The 21,442-nt window shown below is 57.5% G+C and carries 21 protein-coding genes and 5 pseudogenes; 15 read left to right on the top strand and 11 right to left on the bottom strand.

The features are described from left to right. Positions 1–426: 426 nt before the first annotated feature. The 6 genes and pseudogenes from GHO42_RS15860 to GHO42_RS15835 all read left to right on the top strand — a co-directional run. Complete coding sequence (locus GHO42_RS15860) at positions 427–666, top strand: helix-turn-helix transcriptional regulator (RefSeq protein ID WP_019410142.1); 240 nt, start codon at positions 427–429, stop codon at positions 664–666. 61 nt (positions 667–727) lie between these two features. Beyond that, positions 728–1,912 carry a plasmid replication initiator TrfA gene (trfA, locus tag GHO42_RS15855; protein WP_019410141.1) on the top strand — a complete coding sequence of 395 codons (1,185 nt, stop codon included), beginning with the start codon at positions 728–730 and terminating at the stop codon, positions 1,910–1,912. Positions 1,913–2,880: 968 nt separating this feature from the next. Continuing rightward, positions 2,881–3,522, top strand: coding sequence for an AAA family ATPase (locus tag GHO42_RS15850; RefSeq protein ID WP_019412121.1), 642 nt, complete (start codon positions 2,881–2,883; stop codon positions 3,520–3,522). Continuing rightward, positions 3,522–3,836, top strand: a complete 315-nt coding sequence (locus tag GHO42_RS15845) for a ribbon-helix-helix domain-containing protein (RefSeq protein WP_019412122.1) — start codon at positions 3,522–3,524, stop codon at positions 3,834–3,836. Before GHO42_RS15850 ends, GHO42_RS15845 begins: the two co-directional genes overlap by 1 nt. A 347-nt stretch (positions 3,837–4,183) precedes the next feature. Continuing rightward, on the top strand, positions 4,184–5,377 hold the full coding sequence (locus GHO42_RS15840) for a hypothetical protein (RefSeq protein WP_141232298.1): 1,194 nt from the start codon (positions 4,184–4,186) through the stop codon (positions 5,375–5,377). Positions 5,378–5,670: 293 nt separating this feature from the next. Beyond that, positions 5,671–6,597, top strand: a pseudogene (locus GHO42_RS15835) (alkene reductase); the annotation flags it as partial. A 273-nt stretch (positions 6,598–6,870) separates the two neighbouring features. Here the strand turns inward: GHO42_RS15835 and GHO42_RS15830 are convergent. Beyond that, positions 6,871–7,299: pseudogene (locus GHO42_RS15830) on the bottom strand ((2Fe-2S)-binding protein); the annotation flags it as partial. Between the two features lie 314 nt (positions 7,300–7,613). Further along, on the bottom strand, positions 7,614–7,832 hold the full coding sequence (locus GHO42_RS15820) for a type II toxin-antitoxin system RelE/ParE family toxin (protein WP_019410174.1): 219 nt from the start codon (positions 7,830–7,832) through the stop codon (positions 7,614–7,616). A 199-nt stretch (positions 7,833–8,031) separates the two neighbouring features. On the opposite strand from GHO42_RS15820, the pseudogene GHO42_RS15815 reads away from it, so the two are divergent. Next, positions 8,032–8,647, top strand: a pseudogene (locus tag GHO42_RS15815) (LysR substrate-binding domain-containing protein); the annotation flags it as partial. A 6-nt stretch (positions 8,648–8,653) separates the two neighbouring features. On the opposite strand, the gene GHO42_RS15810 reads toward GHO42_RS15815, so the two are convergent. After that, entirely contained in the window at positions 8,654–9,583 is a 930-nt protein-coding gene (locus tag GHO42_RS15810; RefSeq protein WP_019410173.1) for a LysR substrate-binding domain-containing protein, read from the bottom strand. A gap of 381 nt (positions 9,584–9,964) precedes the next feature. Between GHO42_RS15810 and GHO42_RS15805 the strand changes: the two genes are divergently transcribed. From GHO42_RS15805 to GHO42_RS15775, 7 genes are all read left to right on the top strand, one after another. Beyond that, on the top strand, positions 9,965–10,735 hold the full coding sequence (locus GHO42_RS15805; RefSeq protein ID WP_019410172.1) for an ABC transporter substrate-binding protein: 771 nt from the start codon (positions 9,965–9,967) through the stop codon (positions 10,733–10,735). A 116-nt stretch (positions 10,736–10,851) separates the two neighbouring features. Continuing rightward, on the top strand, positions 10,852–11,541 hold the full coding sequence (locus tag GHO42_RS15800; RefSeq protein ID WP_009682422.1) for an ABC transporter permease: 690 nt from the start codon (positions 10,852–10,854) through the stop codon (positions 11,539–11,541). Further along, the gene (locus GHO42_RS15795) at positions 11,538–12,251 is read left to right on the top strand and encodes an ABC transporter permease (protein WP_009682423.1); all 714 of its coding nucleotides are present in this window, start codon (positions 11,538–11,540) and stop codon (positions 12,249–12,251) included. Before GHO42_RS15800 ends, GHO42_RS15795 begins: the two co-directional genes overlap by 4 nt. Positions 12,252–12,278: 27 nt before the next feature. After that, positions 12,279–13,046: an ABC transporter ATP-binding protein gene (locus tag GHO42_RS15790; RefSeq protein ID WP_019410171.1), complete on the top strand. Its 768-nt coding sequence runs from the start codon at positions 12,279–12,281 to the stop codon at positions 13,044–13,046. A 23-nt stretch (positions 13,047–13,069) separates the two neighbouring features. After that, positions 13,070–14,182 carry a DUF2817 domain-containing protein gene (locus tag GHO42_RS15785; protein ID WP_019410170.1) on the top strand — a complete coding sequence of 371 codons (1,113 nt, stop codon included), beginning with the start codon at positions 13,070–13,072 and terminating at the stop codon, positions 14,180–14,182. Positions 14,183–14,368: 186 nt separating this feature from the next. Beyond that, positions 14,369–15,436, top strand: coding sequence for an aromatic ring-hydroxylating dioxygenase subunit alpha (locus GHO42_RS15780; RefSeq protein WP_019410169.1), 1,068 nt, complete (start codon positions 14,369–14,371; stop codon positions 15,434–15,436). A 1-nt stretch (position 15,437) separates the two neighbouring features. Continuing rightward, complete coding sequence (locus GHO42_RS15775; RefSeq protein WP_019410168.1) at positions 15,438–16,541, top strand: FAD-binding oxidoreductase; 1,104 nt, start codon at positions 15,438–15,440, stop codon at positions 16,539–16,541. Between the two features lie 120 nt (positions 16,542–16,661). On the opposite strand, the pseudogene GHO42_RS26150 reads toward GHO42_RS15775, so the two are convergent. The 6 genes and pseudogenes from GHO42_RS26150 to GHO42_RS15750 form a co-directional block, all read right to left on the bottom strand. Beyond that, positions 16,662–16,808: pseudogene (locus GHO42_RS26150) on the bottom strand (phospholipase D-like domain-containing protein); the annotation flags it as partial. Between the two features lie 27 nt (positions 16,809–16,835). After that, positions 16,836–16,964, bottom strand: coding sequence for a hypothetical protein (locus GHO42_RS26145; RefSeq protein WP_254925078.1), 129 nt, complete (start codon positions 16,962–16,964; stop codon positions 16,836–16,838). Then, entirely contained in the window at positions 16,954–17,280 is a 327-nt protein-coding gene (locus tag GHO42_RS15765) for a TrbM/KikA/MpfK family conjugal transfer protein (protein WP_019410167.1), read from the bottom strand. The genes GHO42_RS26145 and GHO42_RS15765 overlap by 11 nt, the downstream gene beginning before the upstream one ends. A gap of 29 nt (positions 17,281–17,309) precedes the next feature. After that, entirely contained in the window at positions 17,310–18,077 is a 768-nt protein-coding gene (locus tag GHO42_RS15760; protein WP_019410166.1) for a lytic transglycosylase domain-containing protein, read from the bottom strand. Further along, positions 18,064–18,369, bottom strand: coding sequence for a Flp pilus assembly complex ATPase component TadA (locus GHO42_RS15755; protein WP_019410165.1), 306 nt, complete (start codon positions 18,367–18,369; stop codon positions 18,064–18,066). The genes GHO42_RS15760 and GHO42_RS15755 overlap by 14 nt, the downstream gene beginning before the upstream one ends. 9 nt (positions 18,370–18,378) lie before the next feature. Continuing rightward, positions 18,379–18,612 carry a TrbI/VirB10 family protein gene (locus tag GHO42_RS15750; protein WP_019410164.1) on the bottom strand — a complete coding sequence of 78 codons (234 nt, stop codon included), beginning with the start codon at positions 18,610–18,612 and terminating at the stop codon, positions 18,379–18,381. 20 nt (positions 18,613–18,632) lie between these two features. Here GHO42_RS15750 and GHO42_RS15745 point away from each other — a divergent pair. Continuing rightward, positions 18,633–19,712 (top strand): annotated as a pseudogene (locus GHO42_RS15745) (transposase); the annotation flags it as partial. A 128-nt stretch (positions 19,713–19,840) separates the two neighbouring features. On the opposite strand, the gene GHO42_RS15740 reads toward GHO42_RS15745, so the two are convergent. Both GHO42_RS15740 and GHO42_RS25775 read right to left on the bottom strand, forming a co-directional pair. Beyond that, complete coding sequence (locus GHO42_RS15740; protein ID WP_019410162.1) at positions 19,841–20,809, bottom strand: tyrosine-type recombinase/integrase; 969 nt, start codon at positions 20,807–20,809, stop codon at positions 19,841–19,843. Next, a partial coding sequence (locus GHO42_RS25775) for a hypothetical protein (protein WP_178114926.1) occupies positions 20,806–21,442 on the bottom strand: 637 nt, incomplete at its 5' end. The genes GHO42_RS15740 and GHO42_RS25775, both read right to left, overlap by 4 nt.

The following is a 21,442-nucleotide window of genomic DNA, read 5'->3' as shown; positions in this document are numbered from 1 at the left end:
CCACCCAGATGTATGACCGGTGCCGGGATGACATCAGTTTGGATGAGGTGGAACGCATTAGGATATGAGGCCTGCAGGCAAAGCCTGTGAGCGAGTGCAACCCCAAGGTGCATGGTTCACGCCTTGAGGTTCCCTGTAGAGACCGTCAGCGGCTTGGTTGAGCATGGGTACGAATAGCTGAAATTTTCTCTTGGCGTTGCTGAGAGTTGTGAAGCCTAGTCGTGATGTTCTTTCGCAATTGCGTTGGCATAGCTGAGAGTATTTCCACCTATCTCAGTTCAAAGTTCTGCACTTTTTACGCGGTTACGCACTTTAATACTCACTTTTGGTTGTGGCATGAGTCGATTGACGTCCATTGGCATAGCTGAGAGGATAAGCGTGTTTTAAAGTGCAGAAGCGCTATTAAATACACACTTGAGGCTAACAATGGCTGATCCATCCCCTATTACCGCACGTCAATGTGCTGCGGCTCGAATGCTGCTGGACTGGACTCAGACCGACTTGGCTGAAGCGTCTGGTGCATCGAAACGGGCAATTAGTGATTTTGAGGCTGGGAAAAGCTCACCTCGCAGAGTAACGCTCGACGCAATTGAGGCCGCTTTCATTGTTGCCGGGTTGCGCTTGCTGGAATCGGGCGGTGTGGACGTTGAGCCCAAAGAAGGATAAGCAGGCCGGCTGAGATTGCGGCTCAGCAGGCCCAGCGCATGAGTGAAACTGAGGTTCACAGATGAGCGACGATATTGTAGCGAAAAGAGGCGGCGCCGCAGCACGCGTAGCTGCGATCGCCAAAAAGAACACCAGTAAACAGAAAACCGATAAAGCACAGCAACAGGGTCTGGCTCTGGCGCTCCAGGCCGAACAGGAGCTCGACTCCACCCCTCCTCAGATTGCCCTGCAACTCCCGCTCTTCCCGGGCGAAAAGTCGGCTATGCCACATAAGTGGACCCGATCCAGCCTGTTTATGTCGATTGCCGCTGGAAAACGTGCAAAGTACGTAAAAACCCGGCTGGCCAGTCGTGATGACCTAGTGCTGCTCTATACGGGCGAACAACTGGACATGGCCGACAACGATGTTTTCCTGCATGCACTCCGCCTCGCTCAGGGCCGTAAAGCCGGGGAACAGATTCATTTTGTGCGCAGCCAGTTTCTCCAGGCCATTGGCAGATCTCCTGGTACAACAAGCTACAAGTGGTTGAAAGACAGCCTGCAACGTATCGCCTCGGCGAGCCTCTTTATTGAGAACTCGGATGGCGACGGTAAAATGTTCCGGTTGATCTCAGAGTTGAGCTGGAAACGGAAGAACGAAGAGTTCTGGCTTGCCCTGGATCCTGAGATTGTCCAGTTCTTCGGTAAGCACGAGCTAGCTCACATCGATTTCCAGGCTCGACTTGAGCTCAAAGCACCCTTGGCGAAATGGTTGCAAAACTACGCTAGCGGCCATCGCATTGGCGACTGGCACCACGTCACCATCGAAAATCTACGTGTATGGAGCGGCGGCGGTGAGATGCGTAACTTCATGTCTAAAGGACGCGGTTTACCAAAAGCGCTTAACGAGATGGAGTCCGCCGGCATCATTGAGGAGTACGAGTTTTACGTTGCTAGGACCGCGGCAGGGCGCAACGAAAAGATGGTGCGTTGGTGGAGGCCAAGCGACTTTGCTAGGTGGTTGCAGGCATACGCTTTAGAACAGCCTACAGGGTGGCACCACGTTGATGTAGAGACGCTACGCGGACCGAGTAAGTACCGAACGCTTAAATCGTTCTTAGCGACCGGTAAAGGTCTCAGAAAGGCCCTCACCGAACTGGAGAAGGGGCATATCATCGAAAAACCAGAGATCTATACCGAGCGATCAGAAGAAGGTAAGTCGGTCATTCGTGCACGTTGGTGGCGGCCAGAAACAGCAGCAAGCTAGTTATTCACAAGCGTTGGCATAGCTGAGAGTTTTACCGTTGAGCAATTGGCACTACTGAGAAAAAATTTGGCATAGCTGAGAAAAAATTTGGCATAGCTGAGAATCGATTTTTCTGGAGCCCGCGTGGCTTAAGGCTTCCAGACGTTCCAAAACGGCTTAAACAGTTCTTAAACAGATATTTAAACCGGCTCAGCGCGTTTCGCGCAAAGCGCCGCCGCCTCCTGGGGGGCTCTGCCCCCAGCCGGCTCAAGCCCTCCCGGGCTTCGCCCGACCCGGCGGCCCCCCGGACCGTGCAACGCGAAATATCATCTCCCTAACGCAACATCGAAAAATGATCGCCTCGCGCACTTCGTGGCTACGCCACGGCGCGATTACGCGGGCTACTCGCCCGCACCCCGGCAAGGGCGAACCGCCCCTGCACCCGTATTCAAAAAACTACTCCCCCCGCCCCTCGCAAGCGAGGGGAGCCTCGGGTCGCCGAGTGCTCGGGAGGCTGGGACGAAAAGCTGTCCCAACCTCCTGTCGCTGAGACTTGGGTCGCTACGATCTATCAAGCCGTACGCTTCGCCCGTGCCTCCGTTCGACGGGACGATAGAACTGTCCCGACGAGCCGGGGGCGCGGCAGCTTGACAGCTCTACGCTGAGAGCAAAAATCAACCGCCCCATAAAAAAGAGACAGCTCTGGACGGCAAAGCCCCCTGAAAGATTTGTCACTCCTAAGGCGTCGCGGCCCTGTCTTCGAACCTTCAGAGATTGATCGAAAGATGAACCAAGTGTGATCGAGGGTCATAGCGCATCAGTGCGAGCCATCTCACAAGGTCCGACCGCTTCCCATTTTCAATGCATAGGCGCAATATGCGGCGAGATTACATAGGTTATTTAACTTGCATAAGTTGCTCGCCTTGCATAAATTCTCTGTGTGGCTTACATAAGCGCAGTAACTTCAATAACTGATGAGGGTTGCACAAATGATCCTGGTGCTCGGTGGCGAGAAAGGTGGCAGCGGGAAAAGCTGCATCGCACAGAATCTAGCCGTATGGTTGCAACGGAAAGGGAATGATGTGTTGTTGCTGGATGCCGACCCACAGGGAACGTCAGTTGATTGGGCTCGTGAGCGAGAACAGAACCCAAATCTGCAGGATCTACAGGTTGAGTCAGCCCATGGCGACATTCGGAAGACGCTCCTCGATCGAGCTAAGCGGTATGAGGCAATCGTCGTGGATGCCGGCGGTGCTGACTCAGTAGCCTTGCGTTCCGCACTTACTGTCGCCACACATGCACTTCTTCCGTTTCGGCCTAAGCGGCGCGATCTGAAGACCCTTGCACATGTGGAGGAGTTGATTACGCTGGCCAAAAGTGTAAATCCTGAGCTGGTGGCCCGTGCGATCGTAACTCAGGCCCCGGCCCTACCGAGCCAGATCCAGCGGATCCTAGATTCGAAAGAAGCTTGCACAAGCTATGGTCTTGAACCTCTCCAGGTATTCACGACAGCACGTAACGTTTATGACGATGCCGACGAAAATGGCTCCTCTGTACTTGAGGTTGGAACCGACTTACGAGCTGTTGAGGAAATCGAAATGATCGCAAAAGAGCTCTGGGGGGATAAGTAATGGGTGTTGGTAATTTGCGTAAAGGAACAGCGAACCTAGCGGCAACATCACCAGCGGCAGACGAGTTCATCAACGCCGCAAAGATCGATGGCAAGAACGGGGTAGTGGCCGCTAAGCCAGCACTGTCGAAAGTCTATAAACGAGTCACCTTTTCCCTGACCGACGAGCTTGACAAAGAGATCGACCGTCTCAGCCTGGTTCCGCATGGCTTTCGTGCTACTAAATCTGATGTGATTCGAGCGGCTGTCGCATTCCTTGCTGCGCAAGGCGACGAAGAGGTGTCCAAGCTCTTGAAGGACGTTCAGCAAAAATAGCTTATGCAAGCCGCATAAGCAGAATCACTTCGGCAAGTTACATAAGCTTCATATGCCTATCCTCCCTAAGTGCGAGATTGCAACCATGCAACTTTAGGTGCTCCAATTATTGAGTGACAATCAACCGGCAAGGGTATCCACACCCCGGTGTCAGATGAGCCCTCGCAAACTCAACTGCCAGAATCATGGCAGTTTCACCACTGCCAAAACTGGATCCAAAATACGGATATGGACGTAGGAGAGCTAATAGAAAAGGCTAGAGATCAACGTAGACGCGAGCGGTACGAGGAAGCAGTAATTTCTGCCAAAGCAGCCACGGTCCAGGATACCGACAATGCTGATGGCTGGTGGCTTCTGGCACTCAACAATATTTCCCTAGGCAGGAAAGAGGCTGCCCTAGAAGCTCTCAAGGAAACCAACGACAAAGCCCCATCGATGTTGGCTTTGATTCGATCCAGATTGCACAGGGGCGCTACAGCGTAGCCGGTCAGATGTTTCCTGAAGACATTTGCCTAGTTAAGGACGATCGTTCTACCAAGGACACACGACTCGACCTTGTTTTTGCTAAGAACTGCGTACTACCTACCAAAGGGAAGCGCACCGTTGAGATCGCCAAGACCATCGTCAAAGGCTCTCGTGACGCCATCACCATCATGGTCGTTGAAGGACCATCCGAAAAACATTCATCGACCAATAAGCCGATTGGAATATTGGCTATCACCGGTGAGCAAATTAGCCGTGACCTTCTTCGCGACACAGAGGTGGATCTGACCTTCGAAATGTCGGAGTCACGAGATTTGACGGTGTCCGCCTACCTGAACGGTACGGGACAGGAGTTCTCTCAGGTCTTCAAGGGCCAGGCCCGCCACGTCGATACCCGCTTGTTGGCCACCGAGGTGCTTCAGCTCGAAACGAAGATCCAGACAGAGATTGAGGACGCTCAGGCGAACCACAACCATGATGGCGCAGCTAAGTTGGAGAAACTGAATGACGAACTCCAGTCGCTTATCGTTGAGAGCGCATCGCTTTCTAGCGATGACGTGACCGACGATCGCTTCAAGCTCGAAGACAAGAAGTGCAAGATTGCTCAAGGGATTTTTGAGCTGACAGCATCCAAGCGGATCGATGCTGCAAAAGCAAACTATCTCCAGGTCAAGTCCGATACGGCCTCCATGGTTCAAGAGTCGGGCAACGATCGCGAGCGGCATCAGCTGAAGGAAATCCTGGCGCGAGAGGAGTTGCATATCCACTCAACCAACCCAGAGCGTATTGACGCTGCGACGAGCGAATTGCAGCGCCTTCACTTCCAAATCCTAGCTCGCCAGCCCGACTTCCTAGTTGGTATGTTCCAGCATCTGGAAGAGATACGGCCGACCATGAACGATCAAGCGCAGGCCAAGCAACTTATCGACCATGGACGCCGGCTGGTTGCGACCAAGAACTGGGACGATTTGCGTGATGTAAATGGTCAATTGTGGATGCTTGTTCCCGATACCGAGCGCGCGGAGGAAGACGTGCGCCTCTATACCGGCATCGTTTAAGCAACGCCCTTTGCGGCGGGTCTCACTGGCCCGTCGCTCCACCACTATCGGGATTTGGGGAGCAACGGAACAGAAAGTGCACTTAAGCCCTACCAGCGTCGTTCAGTACCTTCTTCCCAGGCATCCTGTCATTTTCAGAAGTCGATTGCACTACTGAGTAGACCAGCTCCGCACCCACTGGCGTCCAGCAGTCGCAAAAAGTCCACTGGGTGGGCTTTGCTGGGACATTGCGCTAATTATCTATTGAGGCAACGCACGGTATAGCGTGGCTCGATGCACCCCCAAAAGACGTGCAAGGTTATGCCTGGACACCAGGCATTCATAGCCAAGAACAAATCGAAGGTTGGCGCAACGTCACCGATGCCGTACATGCCGCTGGCAGCATCATTTTCGCCCAGCTCTGGCACGTCGGCCGGGTATCGCACATCTCGCTGCAGCCTAATGGTGCCGCGCCAGTAGCGCCTTCGGCTATTGCTGCGAACAACGTCAAAGTATTTATTGAAACCGGTCCAGGTGCAGGTACTTTAGCCGAGCCTTCGGTACCTCGCGCATTGGCCAATGCCGAGGTAAAAGAACTGGTGCAGCTGTACGCGCAGGCCGCGCGCAATGCATTGAGTGCAGGCTTTGATGGTGTGGAAATTCACTGCGCCAACGGTTATCTGGTCAACCAGTTCATCTCCGCCCACAGCAACCAGCGCGACGATGAATATGGCGGTTCGCTGCACAACCGTTTGCGCTTCCTGCGCGAGATTATCCAGGCCGTATCCGAAGTTATCGGTGCTGACCGCCTAGGCGTGCGTTTCGCGCCGTTGTTTGAAAGTACAGCAGAGGACAGGGTCTATTTGGGCCTTGTCGAAGAAGACCCACACAGCACCTACATCGAGGCCATCAAGGTGCTCGAAGAGGCCGGCATCGCCTACCTGTCGATTGCCGAGGCCGACTGGGACAATGCCCCGGCGCTTCCCGAAGGCTTCCGCCGCGAAATCAGGCAGGTATTTAGCGGGCGCATCATCTACGCCGGCCGCTACACCGCACAACGCGGCGCGGAAACCTTGGAGGCTGGCCTGGGCGACTTGATTGCCTTTTGTCGCCCGTTCATTGCCAACCCCGATTTGCCGCAGCGCATTGCCAATGGCTGGCCGCTCAACCCGGTCGACCCAAGCAGCATGTACGGCGGCACGGAAAAGGGGTACAGCGATTACCCGACCTACGCCGAGTAAATCCGCTCCACCGGCCGTCACGGCTTAACCCTGACGGCCGTATTCTTCAGGCACAACAAAAGCGGTCGCCACCTCGCTAGCGACTTCGCTGTAGCGCAGAATTACTTACGCCGTCATGCCGCGTCTGGATAATGGAGCCTTACTCGCGAGACACACCTGATTGCCACTCAACACCTTGCCTACCCGTCCACACTCAGCGCTGCGGAGATAACTAACCTGGCAAACCATGAGGGACATCTCAACATGACAGAACTGCACAGCTACCCGGAGTGTGGCCGTGCGAATGCGGGTGTAAGTGGCGCAGCGACAAAGATTACCCGCCATGGCCGCATCAATCGCCTGGTCATCGGGCGTCGGCTGGCTATTCAGAAGAGCAGTTGCTGCCATGATCTGTCCTGACTGGCAGTAACCGCACTGCACCACCTCATGCGCTAGCCAGGCCTGCTGCACGGCTTTGCCCACGGCCGTCTCACCGATGGCCTCAATGGTGGTGATTGAGCGACCTGCCACAGCCGAAATAGGAGTCACACACGAACGGATCGGCTGGCCGTCGAGATGCACGGTGCACACCCCACACTGAGCAATGCCACAGCCGTATTTTGTCCCTGTCAGGCCGAGCACATCGCGCAAGACCCACAGCAGAGGCATATCCGCTGCAACGTCAACCTGCTGCGACTGTCCGTTGATGATTAACGTTTGCATGGTCTTTCCTCTGCCTAATTGGGTTAATGCCGACAACTGTAGTCATCGCTTTTTAATGTGTTAATGGCACGTGACGCTGACTGAAACAGTCCACGTACTCACTGATTAATTCGCCTTAAACGAGAAACCAGCCACCCTGCCAGCGGAAAGGAGATGATCTGAGTGAAAGGCACCCAAACCACCACCTCCACCAAGACCATCAGCGGAAAGCTCAGATCATGGGTCAGCGGCCCCAATAAACTCAGTACCAATAAGAGCGTTGGGTATAGCCCCAGACAGCCCACCAAAATTCGCCAACCTAACCCATACGTTACTTACCGGTACACCTCACGGCGGTTACCAATCTTGACGACCAGGATGCGCAACGCACCGTCCTCGATGCTGCTGATGAGGCGGTAATCCCCCACGCGATACTTCCAAAAATCCCCTAAGCTTGAGTCTTTTAAGGCTTCGCCAATGCTGCGTGGATCCTCCAAGCTCGACACACGTTCATGCAGGAACAGCAGAATGCGTTTGGCGATTTGAGGGGTCATGCCGAGATAAGGGAAAATTAGGACATTTGCTTCGCATACTGTTGTTCTATAAAGGCTTGCGTACCCACCTCAAGCCGTCCTAAATGGCTGGCCACCTAGGACAATCTGCGCACGCCATCGCGTTGTCTCGGGAATTATCAATCCAGACAAGTAGTTGCATACCAAATTAGTGAACTTTGCCTTATCTCGGCATGCCCCCTATTACCGTGCCATCCGCTCGGCTTTCGCGGTATTGCACAGCGCCACCGAGCATGTGCGCGAGAAGTCCGTCATGCGCCAGGTGACCATCAGCTTGATTCCGCTGTTTGGCATCAACCTGTTCATTCCGAGGCTGGTCGAGTTCCTGGCGCAAAACCCGGAACTGGACATCAACGTCACCTACGCAAACCACCGCAGCTATTCCAGCGAACCAGCCACTGGCCGGGCAATCACAGCGAGCCGCTGATCTCGGGTGCCGTCTCGCCCTATTGCAGCCGCGAATTCCTTCAGCGCCACGCCCCCATCGACTCGCCCCAGGCCTTGAGCCAACTGCCGTTGCTGCACGACGAAGAACGCGGCACCTGGGCCGAATGGTTTCAAGTCGCCGAGGTCAAGCACGCCAGTGCGCTCAATGGCTTGCTGCTCGAAGACGGGCAACTGGCGCTGACCGGCCTGGGTTGCTCGCTGCTGCGCGAGCCGTTGGTGGCGCCGATGTCGCCAGCGGCGAACTGGTAAAGCTGTTCGACCTGCACGTGGATGACGGCCGCCAGTACTACCTGTGCCGGCGCTCCAACAGCGAACTGTCCGACGAAAACCTGAGCTCAAGCGCAGCCTAGTGACGGCTACGCCAGCAACCGCTGATTGATCACCATTTGCTCACGCCCGCGCGCCACAATCCAACGGTGGAAGTCGCGGCAGTGGGCCTTGTCGAACGCGCCCTTGGCACCCACCAAAAAATACGCCGACGGCAAGGGCAAGGCCCGGGCAAACGGCCTGATCAAACGCCCATCTGACAACGCATCAGCCACCATTGAGTATTGCGCCAGTACCACACCCTGCCCCGCCAATGCGGCCTGGATTGCCATGGCAGACAAGGAATACACGCGGTAGCCATCGCGAATGCTTTCGCAGTCCACCTGTTGGGCCTTGAACCAGTCACGCCACGAAGGCGGCGAGGCAAACTTCGGTAGCCAGTCGATGGACAGCAGCGGATATGCCAGCAGGTCTGCCGGTTTGTTGAGCAGCACATCAGGCCGCAACAACCAAGGGCTGCACACCGGCACCACGCAATCGCGAAACAGTTCGATGGCGTTTTCAGTGGCCACGTAGTCGCCGTAGGTGAAGCGAAAATCGATGTCGTAGCCCTCTGGCGAAGGTTCGGCGTGACTGCCATCGAGAAACAAATTGAGTTCCGGGTGCTCGTCCTGCCAGGCATAGATGTGCGGTGCCAACCAATCCGACAGCAATGACGGCAAAGCGCTGATGCGCAGGTTGCTGGCGTTTTTCGACCGCTCGACCTCGACCTGGGCGATGCGCAGGCTCTCGAATGCCGCTGCGCAGCTATCGTGATAACGCTGGCCGGCGGCGGTCAGGCGAATACGCTTGCCGACCTTCAAGGTCAGGCTCAAGTCCAGGGTGTCTTCCAGCAGTTTCATTTGTTGGCTGACGGCACCGGCCGAGATACCCAGACGCTTGGCGGCCTCGACAATGCCGCCGAAACGTCCCACGGCTTCAAAAACCTGCAGCGCGCGCAGGGAAGGCAAGCTGTTCATCATCATCTCCATAGCAATCGACGGTTTTATACTTTAGCTGAGCTATAGCAAGCCACAGTTTTCGACATTTTTTGTATATGAAAAGCCTCGTATTCTGGCTTTGGCGGGTATTTACCTGTCCCGGTCAGGAGACGCCCCATGTTGTTGCGCAAGACCCGATACGGTGCAGCCTCTGATGTAACCATGCGTAACAAAAAACCATAGTGGCCCGGCGACTCAGCCACCCCGGGCTTATCAGCACCGCGAAAAACAGCACCTTGCAGGCATTTTCCGTGAATTGGCCTGCATTTTGCATTTAATGTATATACAGGTACTATCATATAAAGATTTTTCTGTAATACATCGTTAGCGTTCGATCCGTCAGACAAAGGAAAAACAACAATGAAAAAATTTGTCCTCGCCACCGTCTTTGCATTGGCTTCCACCGGCGTCCTGGCCAAGGATTTAAGCGTCATTCGCTTTGGCGTCGATCCGACCTTCGCTCCGTTCGAATCGAAAAACCCCGACGGTCAACTGGTGGGCTTTGACATCGACCTGGGCAACGCCATTTGCGCCGAGCTGAAGGTCAAGTGCGTGTGGGTGGAAAACGCATTCGACAGCATCATCCCGGCGCTGCGGGCGAAAAAGTTCGATGCCGTGTTGTCGGCAATGACCATCAACGACCAGCGCAAAAAAAACGTGGACTTCTCCGACCGTCTCTATAACTCCCCCAACCGTTTGATCGCGAAAAAGGACAGCGGTCTGCTGCCTACGCCAGAATCCCTGAAAGGCAAGCGCGTCGGCGTAGCCCAAGGCACTACCCAAGAGACGTACGTCAAAAAAATCTGGGCGCCTGAAGGGGTGATCATGGTCACCTACCCCAATCAGGACTTGCTGTATCCGGACCTGGTCAGCGGCCGTATCGACGCCAGCCTGACCGATGCCGCCGTGGCCGAACTGGGTTTTTTGCAAACGCCTAAGAACACCGGTTTCGCCTTCGCCGGCGACGCTGTGTACAACCAGGAACTGCTGGGCGAAGGCATTGCCATCGGCCTGCGCAAGAACGAGCCGCAGCTGATGGAAGCCATCAACCGGGCACTGGCCGAAATGCACAAGAACGGCACCTACGACACCATCCAGAAGAAGTACTTCACCTTCGACATCTACAACTAAAAGCCCTGCGCTTGACCGGTGCCGGAACGCTCGCGGCTTGGTGATCCGGCGCCTTGCCCATCCATTTCGCGCAAGGGCCGGCCCCCGGGCCGCCCTTGCCAACGGAGAGACAGAACATGCTTTTACAGGGCTATGGTTCGCTCATTCTCGAAGGTACGTTGGCGACCATCCAGCTGGCACTGATGTCCATGGTACTGGCCGTCACGCTGGGCCTGATCGGCGCATCAGCCAAACTATCGAAACAACCGCTGCTGCGTCACCTGGCCGCCGGCTACACCACGCTGATTCGCAGCGTGCCGGACCTGGTGATCATGTTGTTGCTGTTCTTCAGCCTGCAGATCTGGCTGAACAACCTGACTGAATGGCTGGACACCGAACAGATTGACATCAACCCCTTCGCGGCCGGGGTGCTGACCCTGGGTTTCATCTACGGTGCCTATTTCACCGAGACCTTCCGCGGCGCTTTTCAGTCCGTGCCAGCCGGCCAGTTGGAAGCTGCCGTGGCCTACGGCATGAATCGTCGGCAGGTGTTTGTGCGGGTGCTGTTTCCACAAATGATGCGCTTCGCCCTACCGGGAATCGGTAACAACTGGCAGGTGTTGATCAAGGCCACGGCGCTGGTGTCGATCATTGGTTTGATCGATATCGTCAAAGTCACCCAGGACGCGGGCAAGAACTCCATGGACCTGTTTTTCTTCAGCGTGGTCGGCGGCCTGATCTACCTGGCCCTGACCACCGTTTCCAACGGCGTGCTGATGTGGCTTGAACGCCGCTACTCGGTGGGCGTCAGAGGTGCGCAGCTATGATCGATATCGTCCAGGAGTACTGGAAAGCCTACCTTTGGTTTGACGGCTACCAACTCTCAGGCGTGGCCATGACCCTCTGGCTGCTAGTCGCTTCCATCGCCATCGGCGGCACCCTGGCCGTGCCGCTGGCCGTGGCACGAGTCTCGTCCAATCCGCTGCTGCGCATGCCCGTATGGTTCTACACCTACGTGTTTCGCGGCACGCCGTTGTATATCCAACTGCTAATCCTCTACACCGGGATCTACAGCTTGCAAGTGGTGCGCGACCAACCGACCCTCGATGCGTTTTTTCGCGAGGGCATGAACTGCACCCTGCTGGCCTTTGCCCTCAACACGTGCGCCTACACCACGGAGATTTTCGCCGGCGCCATCCGCGCCACGCCCTATGGCGAGATCGAAGCAGGCCGCGCCTATGGCATGTCCACCTTCACCCTGTACCGGCGAATCATCCTGCCCTCGGCATTGCGCCGTTCGCTGCCGTACTACAGCAACGAAGTGATCCTGATGCTGCACTCCACCACTCTCGCCTTCACCGCCACCGTGCCCGATCTATTGAAGGTCGCTCGCGACGTCAACTCTGCGACCTACTCCTCGTTCGAAGCCTTCGGCCTGGCGGCGGTGCTGTACGCGCTGATGGTGTTTACCCTGGTCTGGCTGTTTCGTCGCTGCGAAGTGCGCTGGCTGGCCTTCTTGCAACCGCAGGCGCATTGAGTGACCGTCCTTTTGGAGACATCGAACATGTATAAGCTAAGCGTAGATGAGCTGCACAAGAAATACGGCGACCACGAAGTACTCAAGGGCATATCGCTCAAGGCCAAAGCTGGCGACGTAATCAGCATCATTGGCTCCAGCGGCTCGGGCAAAAGCACCTTCCTGCGTTGCATCAACTTCCTGGAACAGCCGTGCGCCGGAACCATCACGGTAAACAACGAGCAAATCCGCACCAAACAGGATCTCAACGGCGCGCTGCGGGTGGCCGACCCGCGTCAGCTGCAAAAAGTGCGCACCAAACTGGCGATGGTGTTCCAGCACTTCAACCTGTGGCAGCACATGACCGTGCTGGAGAACATCATCGAAGCACCGGTGCATGTGCTGGGCGTCAAGCGCAAGGACGCAGAGGCACGCGCGCGGCAGTACCTGCATAAAGTCGGTCTGGACCCGAGCGTTGAGAAAAAATACCCGTCCCACCTGTCCGGCGGCCAGCAGCAAAGGGTCGCCATTGCCCGTGCCTTGGCCATGGAACCGGAAGTGATGTTGTTCGACGAACCCACTTCCGCGCTGGATCCGGAACTGGTGGGCGAGGTGCTGAAAGTGATGCAGGCCCTGGCCGAGGAAGGTCGCACCATGGTCGTGGTCACCCACGAGATGGGGTTTGCGCGCAACGTCTCCAACCATGTGATGTTCCTGCACCAAGGCCGGGTTGAAGAGCAAGGTCCGCCGGGTGAAGTGCTGGTCAGTCCGCAAAGCGAGCGCTTGACCCAGTTCCTCTCCGGCCGCCTGAAGTAACCCCATTTCGACAGGAGACAACCATGAGTAACGGTTTTCCATCACACCGCAGCTTTACCCAGCAGCGTGAACAATTCCTCGCCGCCGCCGAGGCCGTCGGCGCCCGTCTTAGCCATTACCCGCACCCATTGCGCGGCCCGTTCGCCGAGGCCCTGGGCACAGATGTGGCCCTGCTCGGCAACCCCCAGGCCAAACGGGTGTTGGTGGCCTTGAGCGGCACCCACGGCGTGGAAGGTTATTACGGCTCGGATTGCCAGCGCCAATGGCTGCAAACCTTCAGCGAGCGCAGCCTGCCCGACGACGTCGCGGTACTGATGATCCACTTGATCAACCCGTGGGGCACGGCCTGGATGCGTCGGGTCAACGAGGACAACATCGACCTCAACCGCAACTACCTGGACTTCACTAAGACACCACCCGACAACGCGGCTTATGAAACTCTGCACCCGATCTACACCTGTACCCAACTGCGTGGCCCCGAACGTGAGCGCGCCGATGCCCAGCTCAATGAACGGATCAGCCGCGAGGGCTGGTCGGCGGTGATGTCGATTGTCGAGGCCGGTCAGTATCGCCATCCCGATGGCCTGTTCTACGGCGGTAACAGCTCAAGTTGGTCGAACCAGACCCTGCACCGGATCCTCGGCGAACACCTGGCACACGCCGAGGTCGCGATGTGCTTCGACCTGCACACCGGCGCGGGCGATTATGGCCATCCGATGTTGATGACCATTGCCCAGGCCTCGTACCCGGCACTGCCCCAGGCCCAGGTGTTGTTCGGGCCCTGGCTGTTCACCCTGATGACCAGCGCCAACAGCCAGAGTGACACCGGCGTTGCTGCCACTGCCACCGGTTACACCTCCCAGGCCATCATCAACGCCTTGCCTCATGTGCAACTGATGCCGTTCGTGATCGAGTGCGGCACCTACCCTGGTCAACAAATCCATGCGGTGCTGCGCGACGATCAGTGGCTGCACCTACACGGCGACCCAACCGGCCCCGAAGCACGGCAGATCAAGTTGCAACTGCTTGAACAATTCTTCCCCGCGGACAGCGACTGGCAAGAGTTGGTGTGGGTGCGAACGCGGCAGATCTGGGAACGGGCGTTGTCCGCGATAGGCACGCGCGGCGGTCTGTAAAACGCACAGCACCCAGTGTGGGAGCGAGCAAGCTAGCTCCCACAGGAGATGTTCGTGGGGACGCGATAAACACTTAAGAGAACCTAAACCAAATATCAGTTTTATCCATCTATTCTTACTCAACTGGCCTCTCGTATTCTGGATACGTCGTTAGCCACGATCCGAATAATAATAAGGAGAGACCCCATGTTTATGCGCAACGCCTGGTATGTCGCCGCCAGTGAAACCGAACTCGGTGAGCAACTGTTTGCGGTCAAGCTGCTGAATGAGGCGGTAGTGCTTTACCGCAAAGGCGATGGCACCCCGGTCGCCCTAGAAGATGCCTGCCCGCATCGCAAACTGCCGTTGTCCTTAGGGCGGCGCCAAGGTGACGACATCGAATGCGGTTACCACGGCCTAACCTTCGACTGCTCGGGCAGTTGCGTGCGCGCCCCCGGCAGTAAGCACGTTCCCCAAGGCGCCAAGGTGCGCAGTTATCCGCTGGCCGTGCGCTACGGCCTGATCTGGATCTGGATGGGCGATGCCGAGCTGGCCGACGCCAGCAAGATTTGCCACGTGCCCGAATGGGGCGATCCGGCCTGGGGCCTGAATCGTGGCGACAGCATGGTCATCCCCTGCAACTACCTGTACATGACCGACAACCTGCTCGACCCCTCCCACGTGGCCTGGGTTCACCAGTCCTCCTTTGGCAGCGCCGCATGCGCCCAGGAGCCGCTGCAAACTACGGTGACAGACGTCGGCGTGATCGTGTCGCGGTGGATGCGCGACATCGAAGTGGCGCCGTTCTACGCCAAGTTCGTCAAGTTCAGCGGCAACTGTGACCGCAAGCAGCATTACGAAGTGCACTACCCGGCCCAGGCCATCATCAAGGCCATCTTCACCCCGGCCGGCACCGGATCGGATGCCGGGCCGGTGCACGAACAGGTGTTCTTGATGAACTCCTACAACTTCATGACCCCCATCGATGAATCCACCACCCGCTACTACTGGTTCCAGGTGCGCAACTTCGACCAGGACAACGAGGAAGTCTCGCGCCAGTTCGATGAGGACGTACGTCACGCTTTCGCCGAAGACCGCGTGGTGCTCGCCGCCGTCCATCAAGGCATGGCCAACAAGTGCAGCCCCAATATCGACCTGGCCTCCGACTCGGGACCCCTGCGTTTCCGGCGTAACCTGGCCAAATTGATTGCCCAGGAACAACCTGCGGACTTGATCCCGCTGGTACAGGCCAGACCGCAAACAGCGGGGGTTTGAGATGAGCAGCCAACCCCAAGGTTTCAAGGCTTGGCGGGTGATCGAGAAAACGCCGGAAAGCGCGGTCATTACCTCCTTCGTCCTCGCGCCGCAGGACGGTCCTGCACCCATGGACTTTCGTCCGGGGCAGTTCCTCACGGTGCGGCTGGTGTTGGGCGACGGCACTCGAGTGCTGCGTAACTACAGCGTCAGTGCCTTCACGGACAACCCGCTCCAGGTACGAATTTCGGTCAAGCGTGAACCCGCCCCGTTCGATCGCCAAGACCTGCCGGCCGGACAAGGTTCCAACCACCTGCACGACGGCGTGCGGGTTGGCGACGTACTCGACATCGCAGGCCCATCCGGCACCTTTGTGCTGGACGAGCAAAGTCCAAGGCCGGTGGTGCTGTTCAGCGGCGGCGTCGGTTTGACGCCCATGCTGAGCATGCTGCATCGCCTGAGCGGCCAGTCGATGCGCCCGGTGCACTTTCTGCACGCCTGCGAAAACGGCGCGGTGCATGGGTTTCGCGATGAAGTGCTGGCCCTGGCCGACCGGCGCCCGGGCATTGAAGTGCACTTCTGTTATCGCAATCCGAGCGAGGCGGATCGTGACCGCTTTCACAGCCAGGGCCTGATCAGTCGCCAAACCCTGCAAAGCCTGCTGCCGTTGGACGACTATGATATCTACCTGTGCGGCCCCAGACTTTTCATGCAGGCCAACTGGCGGCTGTTGCGCAGCCTTGGGGTGGCCCGCGAACGAATTCATTACGAGTTTTTTGGCCCGGCGACGGTGCTTGAGGAAGACGACGTCAGTCCAGCGCCGCCACCTGAGCCGACGCTGAGCGAACCTGTGGCAAAGGACGGTGCCGTAAGTGTCTGCTTCATGCCGTCCGGCACCCGCGTAGCCTGGGATGAAAACTGCCATTCATTGCTCGAATTGGCCGAACAGGCGGGCCTGACTCCGGCGTTCAATTGCCGGGCGGGCTTGTGCAATACCTGCCAGGTGAGCTTGCGCGAAGGTACGGTCGAGTACTTCGACGACCCGCTGGACGCTCCGCAAAACGGTGACATCCTGTTGTGCTGCACGCGGCCCACCAGTGCGATCACGGTGCAACTGCGCCAATAGTAAGCGCTGTAGGCGAAGTCGGCCGCGTGTCTGATGCTGGGCGCGAAAAATCAGATCCAATATTTGGGTACCCGTCTTGGCTATAAGCGTCAGGGCATGGCGCCCAGCAGTTGAGCGCGCTTCTTCGAGGTTGCTGCGGTGATCGGCGACCACCGCCACGTCAACACCGCGTTGCTTGGCGGCAACCAGCGCTCGGGTAACGTCTGGACTGGTGAAGACGTACGCAGCAACGCGGATAGAGCTGGTGGCCGCGTAAATGGTGCGCAAGACTAGTTTCTGTGCAGAGCCCTCGGGCTAGAAACCGACCTCGATGCGACGGCTTGCGTCGCCCTCGTTGTCAGCAGCCAGGGCCAGCACTTGCAGGCTGCCCCCCGCGACCAGTGCCATCGTCAACGCCAGTGGCTTGAAAACTCTAGAAACCATGTTCTACAGGCCCCCAAATATCGTTGGCCTTTTTAGTCAAACCCTCATCGTCCTTGCAGGACTCATCAGTCTCCCCCCGTGCGGCTTTCGTGCGCGAAGGACTGAAATGTCCGTGCTTGTAACGCTTGATACTGAAATATTTCTGGATGTACTTGTCGCAGTCACCATCGCGGGTCATGCCAAGTAGACAAAGAACAGCACCGCAAGCGTCGGGGTTACTGTCATGGCCATAGGGCGGCTGGACCGGTTCATCAGCAACGGCTGGACCTGACAGCAATAACGCTCCCAGCAAAAAAACGGATGGAAGTTTTTGCATAAATCCCCCTTTTCTCGCGTGCGAGAAATTCAATTGATGATCTGTACGAAAGATGGCTCGACTTGCGCTTGCCCTTGGCCGGATGCCAGCGCAGCGGCTGGTTTGGGATCAGCGAAGCGTTGGAACTGTTCAACCGGCGCGGCATCGCCAGTGTCCAGCGCAACTTGAATCCTTGACTGCTCAGGGCTAGCCGGTTGCATCGCAGCCTGTTGAGCGGGTTGCGGTGCCTGGCCGTTTTCGTCGGTCACAATCATCCATGGGTCACTATGTTTTGACGAAGCTGTACGAGCGCGCACAGGCGTTTTTCGTGCCCCTGGTGATGCAACCGCTACGGGTATCGCCTCATCGCCTGCAGTGGCCTCCACAGCAGGCACAATCGGATCAGCACTCGAAGGATTCAGGGCACCGACCACAACTTTCTGCACGTAGGACAGATCACCCTCTTTGTCCGGGCGATAACCACGTACAGGGTTCCCGCTGTAGTACATCGAGAGCGAGTCGCGCAGGGCTTCTTGTGGGTTCGGATTCGCGGTCAGGGCTTTGGTGTAGTTCTTGACCATCAGCTCGCTAATCGCCTGCAGGTTGCGGCACGGCTCAAACGCTTGGGCGTAGCTCAGGCCGAGAGCCCGCATGTTCGTCACCAGGAGCTGGCCAATACCGACCGAGAAAAGGAAGCCTTCGCGCTCCAACCGTTCGGCGGTGGCCACCGCTTCACGCAACGACTTGGGCTGACGCTCCAATCGGCCATCGACAACCCCAATAGCGTAAGGGTTGTAGGTCGATTCATTGCCGATCAATGACTTTAGGGTCTGCGGATGCACCCTCGGCGAGATTGATCGGAATACGGCCCGACAGAATCGGCGTATACGAGTCAACCTGTTGCCCGGTATGAGCGGCAATCACCTCACCGAGCGAGGTAATTAATCCAGTTGTTACCCCCTCGATCTGCACCGGCTTCATGAACCGACTGCCGTGATAACCGGCCCAGACGTTGCCAGGGCCGTTGATCGCAATTTCGGTCACTTCTGGATCGTCCAGCAGCGTGACCAGGTTTTTCAGTTTGGCGCGGAACGATGCAATCTCAGACATACCGCTTCCTCACTGGATGAAGGTGACGCCGCCACTCTTGGCGTGCTCGATCTCGGCCTCGAATTGCGAGGTGAAATCCAAATCGCGCTGCAGGTAGATCACCACACGCGAGCCATGGGGCACGGTCAAAGTTGGTTGGATACTGGCGTAGCGACCCAGGATCGTTTGGGCCGACTCAGACGCGGCTTCCTGTACTTCCGTGCGATAGCGTGACGCCGAGTTTTCCTGATCGCCGGACGACACTCCGGTATTCGAGGCACCGGGATAACCAAGCGCTGCGCCGTGACCGACTGTCCTGGGTCAGCCAGAACTATCTCCGCGACGACACCCTGTCAGCAGCCAATGCCATTCTGGTGTCTGCGCAAAGCCAACTGGAGCTGGCTCAGGTCTGGGGCGGCGGCGAGGTGGCCTCCGCCGATGGCATGCGTTTCGTCGTACCGGTGCGCACCGTGCATGCCGGTCCCAACCCGAAGTATTTCGGTACCGGACGGGGAGTCACCTGGTACAACTTGATTTCCGATCAGTTCTCCGGCCTGAACGCCATCACGGTGCCTGGCACCTTGCGCGACAGCCTGGTATTGCTAGCGGTCGTGCTGGAACAACAGACCGAATTGCAGCCAACACAAATCATGACCGATACCGGTGCCTACAGCGATGTGGTGTTCGGGTTGTTCCGCCTGCTCGGTTATCACTTCTGCCCGCGCCTAGCCGATGTCGGCGGTACCCGCTTCTGGCGCACGAGCCCAGACGCGGATTATGGCAAGCTCAACGGACTGGCGTCGGTAAAAATCGACCTGATCGCCGAGCACTGGGATGACCTGCTGCGTCTCGCCGGGTCGCTCAAGCTCGGTCGGGTACCGGCGACCGGCATCATGCGCACGTTGCAAATGGGGGATCGTCCGACCCGTCTGGCCCAGGCATTGGCAGAGTTCGGACGGATCGAGAAAACTCTGCACACGCTGACCTACATTGATGACGAATCCAAGCGTCGTGCCACCCTGACCCAGCTGAATCGCGGCGAAGGCCGGCACAGCCTGGTCCGTGCCGTGTTCCAGGGCAAACGCGGCGAGCTTCGCCAGCGCTACCGCGAAGGTCAGGAGGACCAACTCGGCGCCTTGGGCCTGGTGGTAAATATCATCGTGCTGTGGAACACCCTCTACATGACCGCCGCCGTGGAACGGCTAAGGCAGCACGGCTACCCGGTGCAGGAGGAGGATCTGGCTCGGCTGTCGCCGCTGATCTATGAACACATCAACATGCTGGGTCGGTACTCCTTCGTGGTACCGGAAGAGGTTGCTCGAGGTGAGCTGAGACCGCTGCGCAATCCAGACGACGATCAGTGACATCTCTTCGGTGAAAGGTCGCCTCCAGGACATCCGAGCTTAAGTGCACTTTCTGTTCCGTTGCTCCCCAAACCCCCTATCCACTAGCCGCCTCAAGTACAAAAGCGACGGAGCAGTAACGGTCGGTGTCAGTAACGGACCTTGAAGGTCGGCGAATCCTCCGGTCTTGAGTGGCGCCGATCATAGAGTTTGGTCGTGCTGATATTGGCATGCCCGAGCCAGGCCTGGACCTTGGCGATGTCGGCTTCGTGCTCGAGGGCGTTGGTCGCGGCCGTCGCGCGTAGGCCATGCACGCCTAGGCCGGCAACGGCAATCCCGGCCGCCTTGGCGTACTGGCCAACAAGGGCATAGATCCCCTCGGCGGAAATCCCTTCGCCGGTTTTCGGTCCGCGCAGTGGTCGAAACAGTGGCGCTTTTTCCTGATCTTGGTGATGCCCGAAGACATCTAGGTAAGCTTGCAGGCGTTCGGCGGCGGCCGGGTGCAGCGGCACATAGCGAAGCTTGCCTCCCTTGCCATGAATGCGCAGGTGCTGAATGCCCCGACGCTGTTGCAGGTCGTCGACTCGTAGGCGGGCGGCCTCCTCGCGACGCAGGCCGTGGTAGAGCAAGACGGCGAGAATCGCCCGGTCACGTTTACCTTTAATAGAAGAAGGATCTGGCGCGTCGAGCAGCGCCTTGGCCTGCTGATCGCCGAGGGCCGGGGTCTTGCCTTCGTTGCTCTCGATCTTCGGCCGTTTAACGCCATGCACCGGGTTGCCACCGGCCACTGCGTTGCTGTCCAGCAGGTGATCGAACAGGCTGGCCAGCGCCGCGAGCTTTCTACGGATGGTCGCACCGGACAGCGCCTTGCCCTCCAGGGCCGAACGCCAGGCTAGCACATGGGCTCGGGTCACCTCACGAAACTGCTCCGGCCCATGGATACCGACAAAACTGCAGAAATCGCGTATATCGCCCTGGTAGGCCCGGCGGGTCCGCGGGTTGTCCAGGTTGGCGAACCACTCGGCGGCGGACGGCATGTTGCTCAAGCCCAGGAATTCGGCGGCGCTTAGTCGGCACTCGGCAATTATGGGGAGAGCGTCCTTTTGCTCCTTACTCATGCCTTCTCCAGAGCAAAGTTTTTGCGGTGGATAGCACGGCACTCGGCGATCACTTTTGCCAGCAGGGGACGTTTTTCTGGCTGAGGGTTGATGCTCTGATTGAAGTCTTTTCGATCTTTATCGAAGGATGGTAATACCCCTGCCGACGTGCCGAGCAGCATTTCCAGTTCCAAGGACAGCAAGATCACGGTTTTGATAGCCAGCCCTATCTCCTGGCGAAAGCGGGTTGAGCGCTTTTCCATGTCGTCCCATACCGATTCAGTGGAAGGCCAGGGCTGTGATTTGTGATGAACCAGACGATTCCGGGCTTTGATGAGCGCTCGCAAGTCATTGAGGGCGGGACCATCGGTCCGAAGAGAGCGACCGCAGACCAGTTGAGGCACTATGACCCACTTGGCCAACAGGTCGAGTTTGTCGAGGTGTTCTTTGGCCATTTCATCGCCAAGCTGAATGGCGGCGAAATCGAAGGCGGCCGCCTCGAGCGCCATAGCTGAGAAGACAATGGTTTGTATGCCACACACGGTAAGTCGTTCGTCCTGCGCCATATAGGCGCTCGGATCGTGATCGTCGCCAGGATCCGGCAGTCGATTGATTGTCTCGGTTAGGTACTGCTCGTAGGCATCGGCCGCCATG

Source organism: Pseudomonas sp. FSL R10-0056 (assembly GCF_009600105.1).
Taxonomy (GTDB): Bacteria; Pseudomonadota; Gammaproteobacteria; order Pseudomonadales; family Pseudomonadaceae; genus Aquipseudomonas; species Aquipseudomonas bubulae.
This window is presented reverse-complemented; position numbering and strand designations above follow the sequence as displayed.

What these genes read in the sequence shown, in the direction of transcription:
- GHO42_RS15800 (WP_009682422.1), top strand. Translation starts at nt 10,852, where the DNA reads ATGCTTTTACAGGGCTATGGTTCGCTCATTCTCGAAGGTACGTTGGCG.
- GHO42_RS15765 (WP_019410167.1), bottom strand. Translation starts at nt 17,280, where the DNA reads ATGCAAAAACTTCCATCCGTTTTTTTGCTGGGAGCGTTATTGCTGTCA.
- GHO42_RS15860 (WP_019410142.1), top strand. Translation starts at nt 427, where the DNA reads ATGGCTGATCCATCCCCTATTACCGCACGTCAATGTGCTGCGGCTCGA.
- GHO42_RS15810 (WP_019410173.1), bottom strand. Translation starts at nt 9,583, where the DNA reads ATGAACAGCTTGCCTTCCCTGCGCGCGCTGCAGGTTTTTGAAGCCGTG.
- GHO42_RS26145 (WP_254925078.1), bottom strand. Translation starts at nt 16,964, where the DNA reads ATGGTTTCTAGAGTTTTCAAGCCACTGGCGTTGACGATGGCACTGGTC.
- GHO42_RS15740 (WP_019410162.1), bottom strand. Translation starts at nt 20,809, where the DNA reads ATGAGTAAGGAGCAAAAGGACGCTCTCCCCATAATTGCCGAGTGCCGA.
- GHO42_RS15755 (WP_019410165.1), bottom strand. Translation starts at nt 18,369, where the DNA reads ATGTCTGAGATTGCATCGTTCCGCGCCAAACTGAAAAACCTGGTCACG.
- GHO42_RS15845 (WP_019412122.1), top strand. Translation starts at nt 3,522, where the DNA reads ATGGGTGTTGGTAATTTGCGTAAAGGAACAGCGAACCTAGCGGCAACA.
- trfA (WP_019410141.1), top strand. Translation starts at nt 728, where the DNA reads ATGAGCGACGATATTGTAGCGAAAAGAGGCGGCGCCGCAGCACGCGTA.
- GHO42_RS15805 (WP_019410172.1), top strand. Translation starts at nt 9,965, where the DNA reads ATGAAAAAATTTGTCCTCGCCACCGTCTTTGCATTGGCTTCCACCGGC.
- GHO42_RS15775 (WP_019410168.1), top strand. Translation starts at nt 15,438, where the DNA reads ATGAGCAGCCAACCCCAAGGTTTCAAGGCTTGGCGGGTGATCGAGAAA.
- GHO42_RS15820 (WP_019410174.1), bottom strand. Translation starts at nt 7,832, where the DNA reads ATGACCCCTCAAATCGCCAAACGCATTCTGCTGTTCCTGCATGAACGT.
- GHO42_RS15785 (WP_019410170.1), top strand. Translation starts at nt 13,070, where the DNA reads ATGAGTAACGGTTTTCCATCACACCGCAGCTTTACCCAGCAGCGTGAA.
- GHO42_RS15780 (WP_019410169.1), top strand. Translation starts at nt 14,369, where the DNA reads ATGTTTATGCGCAACGCCTGGTATGTCGCCGCCAGTGAAACCGAACTC.
- GHO42_RS15790 (WP_019410171.1), top strand. Translation starts at nt 12,279, where the DNA reads ATGTATAAGCTAAGCGTAGATGAGCTGCACAAGAAATACGGCGACCAC.
- GHO42_RS15850 (WP_019412121.1), top strand. Translation starts at nt 2,881, where the DNA reads ATGATCCTGGTGCTCGGTGGCGAGAAAGGTGGCAGCGGGAAAAGCTGC.
- GHO42_RS15795 (WP_009682423.1), top strand. Translation starts at nt 11,538, where the DNA reads ATGATCGATATCGTCCAGGAGTACTGGAAAGCCTACCTTTGGTTTGAC.